This window comes from Janthinobacterium sp. ROICE36, from assembly GCF_002869965.1.
Classification (GTDB): Bacteria; Pseudomonadota; Gammaproteobacteria; order Burkholderiales; family Burkholderiaceae_D; genus Janthinobacterium.
Genome location: NZ_PEBS01000006.1, coordinates 59,154 through 74,935, shown reverse-complemented (window position 1 = coordinate 74,935; position 15,782 = coordinate 59,154). Strand labels below are relative to the sequence as shown.

Genomic DNA, 15,782 nt, shown 5'->3' with positions numbered 1-15,782 from the left:
AGCGTCGGGCGGGTGCAAGCGTCCGCCCTGGACATCATGACTGATTCAAGGAGCAAGTTCGTATGGCCACCACCGATACCGCGCTGGAAAACCTGCAGCAAGCCATCGTCAACGCCGCCAGCCGCGGCCCGTTCGCCCTCGATGCCGCCTTCCTGGAAGCGGGCCTGGCCGACCCGGACGTCGCGCCGCCCGAAAAATTCGACGCCATCATCGGCCAGGCATTCCAGATCGACACGGCGCAGTTCCTGATCAGCTGCGCGGCAGCCGACGTGGGCGCCGTGAGCGACGGCGTCTTTACGGTCAGCAGGGCGAGCCTGCCCTTCATCGGCGGCCTGCTGCAGACCCCAGCCACGCTGGTGTTTTCCACGCAGCCGGGCGCCAACGGCGAGGAAGACGGCGATGACGCGGCCGTGCTGGTGGTGCAAGTGGCCGCCAGTCCCGCCGACTGGAACTGGGACAGCAGCTTTCCCTTTATGGGCGGCTGGCCATTCAGCGAGTTGCCGCTGTCGGGCGCGCTGCTGGTGTTTTCCAGCGTCGACGGCGTCTATCCGTGGGGAGCCGAAGACGGTGCGCTGGCCGTCACGGGCGGCGCCAAGCAGAACCTCAGCGCCAGTGTGGCCCTGCCCGCCTTCGTGACGCCATTTCTGGAACTCCTTTCCGACCTGGCGGCGCCGCCGGGCAAGCTGCAGATCGGCGGCTACCTGGACATGGCGCTGTACGACGGCAAGACGTTCGAACTGGGCGGCCTGATGCCCAGCGGCGTGCTGTCGGCCACGCTCAGCAAGCTCGACTGCACCTTCGCCGGTTACTTGCGCGTGGCTGCGCCCAGCCTGACCGTGACGATCCCCCCGCCCGTCGATGCGCCGCCGCCCGACGCCCTGCTGCTCGACGCCGGCATGCAGCTGCTGCTGCGCGGCACCGGCGAACTGGCCGACGAGGAAGCGGCCGACGGCGACCAGGCCGCCACGCTGGCCCTGACGGCCACGCTCAGCGTGGAAGGCGCAGGCGCCACCGACTACACGCTGTCGCTGCTGCTGCAGCCATCGAACGCCGACGGCGACGGCAACTACGCGGTCAGTCTGGAAGCGGGCAGCGACGGGCCGCCCCTCAGTCCCGGCGCCGCCATCAGCCTGATCGGCGGGGGCGCCAGCTATTTCCGCGCCACCCCGGCCGTGCTGCAGGAGTTCCTGACGTCGTTCGGCCTCGGCGGCATGACCATCAGCGGCAGCATCCCGCCCAAGGCGCCGCCCACGGTGGACCAGGTCACGCTGCAGTTGCGCAGCGTGCGCGATCTCAGCTGGCAGCCTATCCCGGCGCCCACGCCCGCGCTGAGCTTTACCGTCACCTCGTTCTTCCTCGACTGGACGGCTTACCAGCCGCTGGCGAGCAAGGCCAGCGGACAGTCGCGCTATGAATACCTGTTCGGCACTACCTTCACCCTGTTGCCCACGGTATTTCGCAACCTCGACGGCACGCCGGGCGGAGAATTCGACGTGCAGTTCAGCTCGGCGCAACTGTTCCAGGCCCGCTTTCCCGGCAAGGCCACGCTGTCGGACTTCCTGTCCGTCGTCTCGAACGGCCTCGTCAGCCTTCCCGACAGCATCCAGGCCGAGGTGTCGAATATCGCGCTGAGCATAGACGGCGCGGCCCAGTGCTTCGCGTTTTCCAGCGACTACGCCATCAGCCTGTCCTTCCTGACGGTGGGCGGCGCGCCCATCCTGAGCATTTCGGAAGGCCAGATCAGCCTGTCGGGCATCAGCGCCACCGTAGCCGCGGACAAGCAGGAAGGCGCGCTGGCCCTGGTCGATGCCGGCAAGGCGGGCGCCGGCACGGCCTGGGCCGGTTCCATTTCCGGCTTGCTGGGCGTGGGCGCCAGCCTGCAGGCGGCCGTCAGCGTGGCCTACAGCAGCCAGGAAACGCCGCCCCGCTGGACCCTTTCCGCCTCCCTCGCGCAGGAACTCGACGTGGGCGAGATGATCAAGCAATTCTTTGCCGCCGGCGGCATCTATGATTTCCCTCTCTTCTTGCCGGGCAACCTGAAGATTTCCGCGTTCGCCATCGAAGCGGTCATTCCCAGCGGCAAGCCCAGCACGGACCTGGCCACCAACTACACGGTCGACACCACCTTTACCTGGCTGTTCATGCTTGGCCAGCAACAGATCGGCTTGCAGAAAGCCACGCTCTCGGTGCAGTATGACGGCGCCAAGCCGGCCGCGCAGCAATTCTCGGGCAAGGCCGATGCCGTCTGGATCTATACCGCCATCAATCTGAAACTGGGCTTCGGCTATGCGTTCCAGCCGACGGACAAGGGGCCGAACCACACGCTGTACGTGAGCTGGGAAGGTTTCACGGCAACCTATACCAGCGGCAACGAGATGCTCAGCTTCACCCTGGCGGGCTGGTCTCTGGGCAGCCTGATCCAGGCGCTCGTACGCACGCTGGGAGATCCGTATTTCGTGCTGCCGTCGCCGTGGGACTTGCTGAACCAGGTCACGCTGGACGGCCTGTCCATCAACGTGTCGCTGAAAAGCGGCGAAAAGAACCGCCTCAGCGCCACCTACACGCTCAGTTCCCCCCTCAACCTCGCCTTCATCGTCATCCGCAGCATCGTCTTCAAGCGCAATACGGACGGCAAGGTGACCCTGGCGCTCGACGCCACGGTGCCCCCATTGCTTAAAGGCAGCATGGGCGACTTGCTGGACCCGGACAAGGGACAGGACGTGGAAGAGATGCCCAGCGTGCCGGGCGCCGGTTCCAGCTATTTCAAGGTCTTCCTGCTGATGCTGGGCCAGCGCGTGGCCATCAACGGCGCGTCCGACTTCAGTTCGACCAAGGCCGTGATCGACGCGCTGGCCGGCGTGCCGCCCACCACGGGCAAGAACAATCCCGTCAACCCGGACAGCGGCGTGCAGGGCCAGCCGTATTACCAGCCAGACAGCAACTGGCTGATCGCCGCGCATTTCGGCGTGCTGCAGACAGCCGGCGTGTGGGCCGTCGACGTACAGATCGTCTTCAACGATCCCAACCTGTACGGCTTGCGCCTGACACTCGGCAGCCCCAAGATGGGCGGCCTGGCCGGCCTGGTAGTCGATATCCTGTACAAGAAAATCAGTGACGACGTGGGCCTGTTCCAGATCGACTTCACCTTCCCCGACAGCATACGCAACCTGAACTTCGGCGCCGTCAGCGTGGTGCTGCCGATGATAGGCATCAAGATCTACACGAATGGCGATTTCCTGATCGACATCGGCTTTCCCTACAATATGGACTTTACGCGCTCGTTCAGCTTTAGCGCCATCGTCTACGGCGTGCCAGTGATGGGCTCGGGCGGCGTGTATTTCGGCAAGCTGTCGAGCGCTACGGCGACGCAGGTGCCGAAAACCGATCTCGGGTATTTCAATCCCGTCATCGTCTTCGGCCTGGGCCTGCAGCTGGGCCTGGGCTACAACTTCGTCAAGGGGCCACTGAAAGCCGGCTTCGCGCTGACCGTGTTCGGCATCATCGAAGGCGTGATCGCCACCTACCATCCGTACGACCGCAGCAACGCCGTCGCGCTGGCCAACGCCGGCGCATCCGCCAGCGTACAGGAAAGCAGCTACTTCAAGCTGACGGGCACGTTCGGCGTGATCGGCATGCTGTACGGCGAAGTGGACTTGAAGATCATCAGCGCTTCGCTGCTCGTCAATATCACCGTGTCGGTGCAGATCGGCTACGAATCCTACCGCGCCATCCCCCTGTCCGTGACGGCCTCGGTGCGCATCAGCCTGCGCGTCAAGATCGACCTGGGCATCTTCAGCTTCACCATTTCCGTGGGCTTTTCCGCCACCGTCAGCGCGCAATTCCGCATCGGCAGCGACAGCCGCGCGCCGTGGGATGGCGGCGCCGCGCTGCGCCTGGAAAGCCTGGCGCGCGGCCGCGCGCGCACCTTGCCGATGGAACTGCAGGCCGCCATGCTGCGCGCCGGGCCGCGCCGCCAGCCGCGACGCGTGCTGCGCACCGATGCCAAGCCGCTGCTGCACCTGGTGACGGCGCCACAATTCACGGTGCTGGCGCCGCAGGGCGCCACCGTCAGCAGCGCCCAGCAAGGCGCGTTCGTCTGCCTGTTCGCCATGGATGCGCCTGACCCGGCCGCCGGCGGCGCGGGGACAGGCACGACCTCGTTCGACCTACTGTGCAAGGCGTATTTTCCGTGGCTGCTCGACGCCTTGCAGCCGGCGATGCGGGCCGACGGCGCGGCGCTGGACCTGGCCGCCGCCGCGACTGCCAGCGTCACTTTGGCGCAGCTGGTGGCGGGCATCGAGGTGCTGGCCGACCCCGCCACGCAACCATTCGGCATGGGCGACCTGCTGCAATTTCTTGCCGACAGCTTCAGCGTGAATATCAGCGCGCCGGGCGCGAATATGGACGGCGCCACGCTATTTCCGCTGTTCGACGGGCTGCGGCTGGACGTCCCCGACCCGCAAGGCGGCGCCGGCACGCAAGCGATCGACCTCGAGACCTACGCGACGGCGACGGAACAGTACCGCAGCACGGTGGCCGGCGTGCTGCGCCAGGTGGCCGCCAAGGTGGGCAAGGCGCCCGCCAGGCCCGCGCTGCTGGCGCAGGAGGACGCTGGCGCCGAATCGATGGCGGCTTTCATCTTCGTCGACGTCTTCAGCCTGATCGGCCGCGCGCTGCTGCAATCGGCCATCGACGCCTTCGACAATTACAGCTATGCGCTGCAGCCAGGCGACAGCATCGCCAGCATCGTCGCCGCCTTCAACCTGGCCGGCAACGCCGTCGACGCGGACGACGTGTCGCTGCCGAATGCCACGTATGGGCTGAACGGCGCGCTGGCGCTGCAGGTCGGCGGCCTGTCCGCCGTGATCCAGGCCGGCGATACGCTGGCGGCCATCGCCGCCCGCTACACGGATCCGGCCGGCGCCGGCGGGCGCTGGCAAACCACTGCGGCCCAGCTGATCGGCGCGAATGCGGCGCCGCGCGCGCTGCGCACGGGCGTAACATTGGTCTTCGACTTCGGCGCCGCCGCCGTCAGCCACGTCACCGCGCCCGGCGACAGCTTCGGCGCCATCGCCGCCGCGCTGGGCGTGCCACTGGCCACCCTGGCGCAGCAGGCATCGCTGTATGCGCGCGCCGACCTGCTGCTGCCGACGGCCCTCCTCGCCGTGCCGCCGCTGGCGTATGCATCGGTTGCCGGCGATACCCTGGCCGGCATCGCCAGCCGCTTCGCCACCACGGTCGCCGCCCTGGGGCGCGACAATGCCGGCGTCGCCAATCTGTTCGCCGCGGCCCCGGGCCGGCTGGCCATCGCCCGCCTCGACGCCTTGCCGCTGGAGCAGCTGTGGTGCGGCGTGCAGGCGAGCGGCGCCGTGGCCCAGGCCGCCGGCCAGGTCGCGCGCTTCATCACCTATGGCTTGCGCCTGCCAGTGGCAACGGGCCTGAGCCTGTCGCCATCCTTTTTGTATAGCAGGACGCAAACGGACTACGCGCTGTACCAGCTGACGGGCCAGCAATTCCCCACGCCCGCCAGCGCCGCCAACGGCTACCGCATCGGCCTGGGACGCAATGCCATTTCGCATGGCGTCGCCCTCGATTTCATCACCTTCGCCGGCGCGCCCGGCACCAGCCTGCCCATCGACCTGGGCGCCGCCTACGGCTTGCTGTCGGGCGTGCTGGCGTATGCGCAGGCGGGCAGCTTCGTGCCGTCGCCTGCGCTGCACATTTTGCCGCTGGCTTCCTTGCAGCCGCGGCAGTTCCCTGCGGCAGGCTACGCCGCCTGGATCACCGCCGACCTGGCGCGCCTGACGGGCGTGACGTCCGGAGCCGCTTCAGGGGCGCGCGCCGCCAGCCAGGCCACGCCCGCGCCGTATCTGTGGCAATTTCCCGACGCCATGCTGGCCAGCATCGCCCAGCGCCAGGATACGCTGCAGGCGCTGTACAAGCAGGCGCAGTACGCGGACATGCTGGCTCTGATGCCCGCCTATCGTCCCCGCATCGGCAACACGCCGCCCAACAGCAGCAGCACGGTGTTCCAGGACTTGAGCGGCTATGCCTACGCCACGCGCGTGGACTTCCAGATCACGCGCATGCCGGCCGCCACCGTGGCCACCAACGACGCCAGCGGCACCGCGCTGGCCAGCGCCGCCACCCTGGCCCACGTCTACGAGCTGGTGGGACCGTCGGCCGCCGATGCCCAGCGTCTGCAATACCTGCTGAGCGGCATGGCCGCCGTGGGCGAAACCCTGGTGGCCGGCCTGTTCCTGCTATATAGCGAAGGCGGCAGCGACCAGGTGGCGCTGACGGGCCAGGCCGATGCCGACTACCTGTGCTTCCTGACGCAAACCAATCTGTCTACGGAAAGCCATCCGCCGGCCAGCCGCATGCTGCTGGACGCGGCGGGGACGGCCTTTCCGCGCGGCATAGCTAACAGCCCCTCGCAATTCATCAAGCTGCTGTGGGAGCAATCGGTGGTGCGCGGCGGCGGCTACTATCTGTATTTCGAGGACATGGTGTCGGGCGCCGGCCTGCCCCCATCCGTCTTCGACGCCACGGGCACGGCCACGCTGACGCTGGTGGTTCCGCTGGCGCGCCCGGCGGCTGGCGCCGCCGACACCGTGCCGAACTTCGTCAACGCCCTGCTGACAACGCAGGCGATCGATCCGCAGCAGGACGTGCTGGTGTTCGAATCGCTGAGCAAGCCGGCCAAGACCCAGCCTTTGGCCAGCGCCGCCACGAGCACCCTGACGGCCCTGGCCGCCACGTATGGCATGGGCGTGGGGCAGCTGGCGCGGCAAAACGCCGTGCGGCCGCTGCGCGCCGGCGCCAGCGTGCCCGTGACCGGCATTCTGCACCAGCTGAACCAGCAAGACATGGCCACGCCCGCGCAAGCGCTGGAGCAGCTGGCCGCGTATTACTCGGCCGGCGCCACCGCGCTGAGCGCGGCGCAGATCGCCGCCTACAATCCCGGCGTGACGGTGGCGCTGGGCGCGACCATGCGCATTCCGCCGCTCGTCTATCGCGTGCCAGTCACGTCTGACGGTCCCGGCAATACCTTCGCCGCCATGGCCGCCTACTATGGCTTGTCGGTGGACGCCTTGGCCCTGGGCGCGGCCGCCACTGCGGGCCTGTATGCCGATGGTGCCGTGCTCGACATCGACAGCCTGGCCCACGATGCGCAAGCGACCTTGGCGCCGGGCAACCTGTCGTTCCAGCTCAAGCGAAGCAACGACGGCGTGCCCGTGCTGCCACCCGATCCCACGCCGCAGCAACAGCAGCAATATGCGCAAGCGACCCTGTCTGCGCTGTACAACACGCTGTCGGCCGGCCTGGGCCACAACCCATATTTCCTGCCCAGTCCCTACAGCCTGCCCTTCGGACCGCAGGACCATGCGAACGACAGCGACGGCGGCGATGGCGAAGCGCACCGCCGACGCTATGCGGCCGCGGCCCTGGCCGATTACGACTACCGCCAGGCGCTGGGCTACCTGGGCAACAACAGCGACGGACGGCCGTTCGCCACGCTCAATGCGGCGCCGGCCAATCCGCCGGCCGGCCTGCCGCCCGCCGCCGACAATCCCTACCTGGGCGTGGGCGGCCATGCGTCGCTGGCCCTGCGCTGGCAAGACCTGTTCGGCAACACCACCGTCACGCCGTTCGAGGCGCCGCCGGTCGGCTACACGGGGGCGCTGGACCAGGCCCCCGCCGCGCTGCGCTACACGGATCGCCTGCTGGGCCTGTCCGCCTGGCCGAAAGTCCAGGCCAGCTACCTGTACGACACGGATGCGGGCGGCGCACCCGCGCTGCTGCTGACCTTGCGCATGGATGGCCTGGCGTATGCCACGCCAGCCGACGCGGCGCAAGACTTGCCCACCTACCAGCGCCTGTACTTCCAGCTGCACCAGGACTATACGGGCCTGGGTGTGCCCGGACTGAGCGGCAATGCGGTGAGCATCTCCCTCAGCAACTCCCTGCTGGCCACGCCGTTGCAGCCGCTGGGCGAGGCCCAGTCGCGGCAGGTGCGCGACTTCGTCGCCGCCTGCGCCATCTACTTGCAGGCGCTGGCCGGCGGCGGCAGCGCCACGGCGCCCGCCGCCACGCTGTCGGTGCCGGTGCAACTGGCGCAACTGGCCGGCGCCAACCGCATCGCACTCGACGTGGCACTGGTGCTGACGCGCCAGGCCATCCTGCTCGACCCCGTGCTGGCGGCCTTGCCGGACGGCGCCAGCGTGGTCAGCGCCGTGCTGCCGCAGGCCGACACGGATGGCGGCGCGTCCAGCTACACCACGTTTGCCAAGGCGCTCGAAGCATGCCTGAAGACGCCGCAATGGTCGATGCGCGCTGGCGCGGGTCTGACGCGCGTGGGCAGCGCCGGTCAGCAGACGCAGCAGTTGTTCGCCGTGCGTTTCAGCGACACGCCCGGCCAGGGCATCCATTTCCGCCTGGGCCAGCAGGCCAGCTACTACGCGCCGCTGCCCGTCGCCAATTCGCTGGAAAGTCGCATGGTCAGCATCGACGCCTATCCGACCAATACGCCGCATGCGCTGACGCTCAATAGCGTCGACCTGAACCTGTGGCTGCAAAGCTGTCTCGACGCCATCGACAAGTTCCTCTCGGCCACCTATGCGCCGCCCGCCTACATCCTCGATCGCCTCAACGGCATCGCCGATCCGCTGCAGAGCGGCCAACTGGGCCTCGTACTCAAGGCGAAACAGACGCTGGCCGACGCCATCAGCGCCACGGTCAGCCCCGTGCTCAGCAGCAGCGCGGCGGACGAAGCCACGCGCGTCAGCGCGGCCGCCACCATGCGACAGCAGCTGCTGACCACCCTGGGGCCGGCCTTTGCCGCCGGCGCCGTGGTGGTGTACGGCGTGGACCAGATCACGGGCGTGGACGGCATCTACGCGGCCGGGCCGCCCGCGCTGTACGGCCAGCCCGCCGGCGCGGGCACAGCCGGCGGCACTGCGGACGGCGCGGCCGGCGACGGCAACCAGAACTACACCTTGTTCCCGACCCGGCTGCCGCTACAAGGCACGGCCGCGCCAGAGCAGAGCCGGCTGTCATTCAACTTCATCTCGAAGAATGTCGAAGGTCAGGCCTATGTGCCGCTGGACTTGCGCTATCAGATCACGCACATGGAATTCGACCAGCAATTCGTGCCCGGCATCGAAAACTACGCACAAAGCCAGTGGCTGCTGTTCATCACCGGTCCGTTCGAGGTAGCGCTGGGCAATGGCACGCAATATATCCCCGTGCTGAACCGCGCCCTGCCCGTGCCGCCCACGGTCAACCGGCAGAGCGCCACCGCGTCCGCCGCGCCGCAGGCCGGCCGCATGCGCCTGGCCGCCGCCGGCTTGCAGCCGGCCCAGCTGGCCCAGTGGGATTACAGCTTCAGCTATACCTATCGCCAGGCGGCGCAGGATGCCGTGCACGTCAGCGTCGTGCTCAACGTGCCGCCGCAGACGGCCAGGCTGTCCGCGGCGGCCGGTCCCGACCTGTTTACGGCGCTGGCCGCCTTCGTCAGCAACTATCCGCTCATCTCGGCTGACCTCGACGCGTTCCTCGCGCCCCTCGATGGCAAGCAGGATACGGCCGATAGTATCGCCAAGGCAACACTGGCCACCACCGCCTTGCAGCAACTGGTGACCCAGGTGGCAGCCAGCTATGGCGGGCATTTCGGCGCGGCGCGGCTGGCGGCGGCGCAAGGCGAAGCCAGCGTGGCCGTGGAATTCGACGCGCGCCTGGAAGACCATGGCGGCGACGCCTGGTATGCGCTGCTCAATGTCACCGTTGGCGGCGCGCCCGCCACCTACCACCCGCTGGCCGGCACCCTGAGCAACGGGGCCGTCAGCGTGCCCGTGCCAGTGCTCGACATCGATGCGCAGCAGTACCGGGCCACGCCGGCCACGCCCACGCCGCCCGATGCGCTGCTGGCCTACCGCTACGCGGCCATCGCCGCCGACGCGCCCGACCTGTCGTTTGCCGCCGCGCTGGCCAATACCGGCCGCGAGGTGCGCATGCCGGGGCTGAACGTGATGGTGTACAAGAATGCCCAGGCCTCGCTGTACGTGCAGCGCAACCGCTACCTGTGCCCGCCCAGCCAGACGCAGGTGTCGACCATGCCCGCCTTCCTGTACCAGACGCCGGTCGTCAAGTTCAGTGACCCCATCCTGCCACGCCTGAGCTGGCAAGGCTATGATTTGCGGCAAGTCGCACCGGTGGGCGGCAGCGACGTGGCGGCCTACATGAGAGGCTTCTTCAACGCCCTCTTCACGGGCGCCTCGGGCAGCGTGCGCATCGCCATGGATGGCAGCTATTCCTACAGCGTGATGCCGGCCGTGGCAGGCTTTCCCCGCACCTCGCTGCCGGTCAGCCTGCTGCCGGCCGTGCTTGCGCCCATCGATGCGGCCCAGCCTCCCGCCGCGCCCATGGCGCTGGTGGCCCAGGTGCAGCAATGGTATGACACGCAGCAGCCGACCACGGGTGGCGGCGCCGCCATGGATTTCCGCCTGAACTTCTTTACGGACGGCGCGCCCGAGCAACTGCTGCTGTCGCTCGACGACGTGCGCTGGGTGGTGCGGCCCTGACGCGGCGGTGCAAGGTCAGGACACGGGCGTGGGCAGCGGCAAGCCGGCAAAGTGGGCTTGCAGGTTATCGACCACCAGTTGCCCCATCGCATGGCGCGTTTCCACGGTCAGGCTGCCCACGTGCGGCGTCAGCACCACGTTCGGCAAGGCGCGCAAGGCGGCAGGCACACGCGGTTCATCCGCAAACACGTCGAGGCCGGCCGCGCCCAGGTGGCCATCCTGCAAGGCGGCAATCATGGCCACTTCATCAATCAGCGCGCCGCGGGCGATATTGATCAGGGTGCCTTGCGGACCCAGCGCGTCGAGCACGCTGCGGTCGATGATCTTGCGCGTGGCCGGCGTGCCCGGCGCGCAGACGATCAGATAATCGCTTTCCTGCGCCAGGGCCAGCAGAGACTCGGCGCGCGGCACGCTGGTGCCGGCAATGGCGCGCGGCTGGAAGTAGCGCACCTGGACGCCGAAAACGGCCAGGCGCAGCGCGATGGCCTGGCCGATCTGGCCGAAACCAAAGATGCCGGCCGTCTTGCCGCGCAGGCTGGACGCGGGGGCGATCGCTTCCCGGCGTTCCCAGCCGCCATCGCGCACGAAACGGTCGAGCGCCACAATGTGCCGGGCGCTGGCCAGCAGCAGGCCCAGCGCGACATCGGACACGTCGTCCGTCAGCACGTTCGGCGTGGTGGTGACGGCGATGCCGCGCGCGCGCGCTGCGTCGAGCGCCACGCCATCGAGGCCCACGCCATTCACGGCGATGATTTCCAGCGCGGGCAACAAGGCCATGTCGGCGGCATTCAAGCCCAGCGCGCCGGTCGTGACGACGGCGCGGATGCCAGGTGCGCGCTGGGCCAGCCAGGCATGGCGTTCGTCCGCCGGCACTTGCCAGGCATGGTGACAGCTATATTGCTGTTCCAGCTGCGCGTTGACGGCAGCCGAGGGACTGGGAGCGAGGATGAGGAGTTCGGGTGGCATGGGCGTCCTGGGTCGTGTCACATGAATTGCAGACGCAACTTAGCATAGTTGACGCCCAGCCGGGGGGCGACTGCCCCGCAAGCGCCGTGATAACCCTGTGCCTTGCGCAGTCTTTAGCCCGGGCAAGGCACGCGTTTCACCTTGCCGCCCGTCTTGAACGGGTCGGCGCCTGCGCCCGGATTTGCATCCAGGCCATAACAGGTGGCGCCGGCGGCGCTGACGACGCGCGTGGCGGGCCGGCCATCGGCCGTCAGGTATTCCTCCACGCGGATGACGGGGCCGCCGCGCCAGGCGGAGGCGACCAGCTTCTGGAAGCGGCTTTCGCTCTTCAGGTCGGCGGCGGCCAGCCACGGCTGGTCTTGCTTCAGCTCGCTGCGCAGGGCCTTGTCGGCGGCCCCCGCCGCCAGCCGGGCGCGCGTGCGCAGGTCCGCTGTGGATGGCGCCGTGGCGGGCGCGGCGGGGAAATCCTCGGCGGGAGCGGTGATGGCTTCGGCAGCCACGGCCGGTGGCGCAAGGATGACAGGCGGCACACTGGCCCGCGCGCGCGGCAATGGAAGCGGCATGGGCAACGGCAAGGCCATCGGCGGCGTCTGCGGCATCGGACGGGACGGCAGCAGGGTCATGAACGCCACTTCCGTGTATTGCTTGAGTTGCCGCGCCGGCAAGAGCAGGAAATACAGGCCCAGCGCGTGCATGGCCAGGATCAGCGCGACGGCCGCGCTTCTCAAGCTCAAGCCGCGCCATCTGCGCATGCGCCTGGAAGCGGACTGTAGATGGCGGTGCAATGGCATGCGGTTTCTTGTGGGCGCCGGGCGCGATCACCCATTCTAGCGAAATGGTGCGACAAGCATTGATAAATCCACAAGGTATCGTCTGGCGCGCCTTTTGACGCCAGATTCCAGTGCCTTGGCTTGACGTGTGTGGTACGAATGGCGAATTTTTTTCAACATTCTCACACTTTCCCACGTCCCGCGCCGCGCTGGAATATAATGATAATCATTCTCATTGATATCCAGATAACGCCATGCGCCCCTTCCACCTCGTCCCTACCCCGTTCGCCCTGGCCGCCTTCCTGCTGGCCAGCAGCGCCGCCCACGCCCAAACCACTGCCGCCACGCCGGCCGGCGACGCGCAAAGCATGCCGACAGTGGTCGTGAATGCCTCGGCTGATGCATCGGCGGAAGGTTTGTCGAAGGCGTATGCGGGCGGCCAGGTGGCGCGCGGCGGGCGCATGGGCATTCTCGGCGCCGTGGACATGATGGATGCGCCCTTCGGCAGCACCAGTTACACGCAGCAATTCATTGCCGACCAACAAGCGCGCAGCGTGGGCGACTTGCTGCAGAGCGATCCGGCCGTGCGCATGTCGCGCGGTTACGGCAATTTCCAGGAAGTGTATGTGATCCGCGGCTTCGCCCTCGATTCGGACGATGTGGCCTACAACGGCCTGTACGGCGTGCTGCCCCGTCAATATGTATCGCCGGAACTGCTGGAAAGAGTGGAAGTGTTCCGTGGCGCCAGCGCCTTCCTGAATGGCGCGGCGCCTGGCGGCAGCGGCATCGGCGGCGCCATCAACCTGATGCCCAAGCGCGCCGGCAACACGCCGCTGACGGAATTGACGCTGGGCGTGGAATCGGGCGGCCACGCCTATGCGGCCATCGACGTGGCGCGCCGCTTTGGCGAGCAGCAGGAATTCGGCGTGCGCGTGAACGCCGCCAAGCGCCAGGGCGAGACCAGCATCAAGCGCGAAGACCACGACGTGGGCATGTTCTCGGTCGGCCTCGATTATCGCGGCCGCAGCTATCGTTTGTCGGCCGATGCCGGCTACCAGAATTTCAACCTGACATCGCCGCGCCCGTCCGTCGCCATTGGCGCCGTGGCCGTGCTGCCATCCGCACCAGATGCCTCGAAGAACTTTGCCCAGCCGTGGAGCTATTCGAAGGAACACGATGTGTTCGGCACGGCGCGCGCCGAGGTGGACCTTGCCAGGGATGTCGTGGCCTGGGCCGCATTTGGCAGCCGTTCGACCAAGGAAGCCAACAGCCTGGCCGAGCCGTCGTTGACCTCGATCAATGGCGACGCCACGGTGTCGCGCTTCGACAATGCCCGCAAGCAGGAAATCCGCACGGGCGAACTGGGCATTCGCGCCAAACGCGTGACGGGTGCCGTCAAGCACACGCTGGTGGCCAGCTGGTCCGGGCACTGGAATGAGGCGAAGAATGCGTATGCCATCGGCGACAAATTTGCCACCAACATTGACGCGCCGGTCAGCGTGACCCCGCCGCCAACGCCGTACACGGGCGGCATCATGAGCGACCCGCGCATCACCCAGAAAACCATCCTCAGCAGCTATGCCTTGGCCGACACCATGGCATTCCTGGACGACAAGCTGCTGCTGACCGTGGGCTTGCGCCGCCAGCAGATCAAGGATGCCAGCTACGACTACAACACCTCGGCGCCGCAAGGCAAGGCCTATGACGAGCGCGCCACGACGCCCGTGGCAGGCATCGTCTTCAAGGCAAACCGGAACGTGTCGCTGTACGCCAACTACATCGAGGCGCTGGTCAAGGGCCCGGCGGCCACGGGAACGTACGTGGAAAACGGCCAGCAGGTCAATGTCGACAACATGGGCGACGTGTTTGCGCCGTACAAATCGAAGCAAAAGGAAATCGGCGTCAAGTATGACGGCGGCAAGCTGGGCATGAGCGCCGCCCTGTTCAGCACCGCCAAGCCCCTGCTGGCCGTGGTCGGCAAGCGGGCCGAACTCGATGGCGAGCAGCGCAACCGTGGCCTGGAATTGTCGATTTTCGGCACGCCGATGCAGGGCGTGCGCCTGCTGGGCGGTTTGACCTGGCTCGATGCAAAGCTCAGCAATACCGACGTGGCCGCGAATAATGGCAAGAAACCCATCGGCGCACCGGAAACGCAGATGAGCGTGGGCGGCGCATGGGACCTGCCCGGCGCACCAGGCATGACCCTGAACGCCCGCAGCATCTACACCTCGGCGCAGTATGCGGACCAGGCCAACAGCAAGCAGCTGCCATCGTGGACCCGTCTCGACATCGGCGCGCGCTACCTGACCCAGGTGGCGGGCCATGACGTGACCTTGCGCGCCCGCGTGGACAACGTAACGGACCGCAATTACTGGTCCTCGGCCGTATCGTCCTTCAATATCGGCTCGCTGGTGCTGGCCGCGCCGCGCACCATGGTCGTCTCGGCCAGCGTGGCGTTTTAACTGGCCGAACACCTGTCGCACCACGAAAAGCTGCCCTTCCCGGGGCGGCTTCGCGTGCGCGCCTGTGCCTGGGCGCGCGATTCGGCGACAATGCCCGCATGAAACGACTCCCTGCCCTGTTGCTCTTGCTGTGCCTATCCCTGCCCGCTGCTGCCCAAAAGCAAGCTGCATGCCCATATGCCGCCTGGAAAAGCGGTTTCAAGGGCGATGCGCGGGCGCAAGCCACGTGTTTGTTGCGCCCCGTCAAGCTATATGCGCGGCTGGGCGCCAGCGCGCCGCTGCCGGAGTTTCTCGATAGCCATGTCGGCAAGAAAATCACGCTGGAAGCGGCCCGGTTGCGCACTTACCTGGCCGCGCACGGTATCGATGAAAAGGACGTGGGTGGCGCCGTCGACGCACCGCTGTCGCGCGCCGTGGGCCGGCTGGTGGCGCCCATGGCGCGCTACTTTGTCATCCACGACACCAGTTACCCGAATTTCCTGGCGGAATCCATTCCTGCCCACATCAACGATGCCGACTGGGACTTCAACGACTTCAGCTTGCGCAATCCGGCGCTGGGCGGCGGTCCGAAAGGCCATGTGTATGTGAACCGCCTGGGGGGCTCGCTGGCGGTGCGCGACTTTGGCAGGCCCGGCTACGCCAGCAAACTGGAAAAGGACAAGCCTTCACTGACGGGCCTGTTCCTGCACGTGGAGCTGGTGCAGCCGCGCAATTCCGTACCTGGCGGCGGCAAGGGCAACGACGGCCTGGCGCCCGATCCGGGCTTTACGCCCGCGCAATACGACCGGCTGGCCCTGCTGTACATCGCCGCCAGCGTGCGCAAGGGCAAGTGGCTGATCCCTGCCTTCCACGCCGTGCTCGATACGGGTTTTGCGAACGGTCATGATGATCCACAGAACTTTTCCCTGGCCGAGTGGTCAGCCTCGCTTTCCCGCCTGCATTCGGCCCTGGGGCAGGCCGATACTCGACAATAAGGCGTTTCCCTGCCGGCGGATTCGGCG

General features: G+C 67.4%; 5 protein-coding genes. 3 read left to right on the top strand and 2 right to left on the bottom strand.

Annotated elements, in window-relative coordinates; genetic code table 11:
• The first annotated feature begins 62 nt into the window (after positions 1–62).
• A complete protein-coding gene (locus CSZ94_RS04175; RefSeq protein ID WP_219725962.1) occupies positions 63–10,583 on the top strand; it encodes a LysM peptidoglycan-binding domain-containing protein in 10,521 nt (3,506 codons plus the stop codon).
• Between the two features lie 15 nt (positions 10,584–10,598).
• Here the strand turns inward: CSZ94_RS04175 and CSZ94_RS04170 are convergent, their stop codons facing one another.
• A complete protein-coding gene (locus CSZ94_RS04170; RefSeq protein WP_102120359.1) occupies positions 10,599–11,549 on the bottom strand; it encodes a 2-hydroxyacid dehydrogenase in 951 nt (316 codons plus the stop codon).
• 113 nt (positions 11,550–11,662) lie between these two features.
• A complete protein-coding gene (locus CSZ94_RS04165) occupies positions 11,663–12,283 on the bottom strand; it encodes a hypothetical protein (protein ID WP_146009734.1) in 621 nt (206 codons plus the stop codon).
• A gap of 290 nt (positions 12,284–12,573) precedes the next feature.
• Between CSZ94_RS04165 and CSZ94_RS04160 the strand changes: the two genes are divergently transcribed.
• Together CSZ94_RS04160 and CSZ94_RS04155 are read left to right on the top strand one after the other, a co-directional pair.
• Positions 12,574–14,781 carry a TonB-dependent receptor gene (locus tag CSZ94_RS04160; RefSeq protein ID WP_102120357.1) on the top strand — a complete coding sequence of 736 codons (2,208 nt, stop codon included), beginning with the start codon at positions 12,574–12,576 and terminating at the stop codon, positions 14,779–14,781.
• 98 nt (positions 14,782–14,879) lie between these two features.
• Positions 14,880–15,755 carry a hypothetical protein gene (locus CSZ94_RS04155; RefSeq protein WP_146009733.1) on the top strand — a complete coding sequence of 292 codons (876 nt, stop codon included), beginning with the start codon at positions 14,880–14,882 and terminating at the stop codon, positions 15,753–15,755.
• Positions 15,756–15,782: the final 27 nt, after the last annotated feature.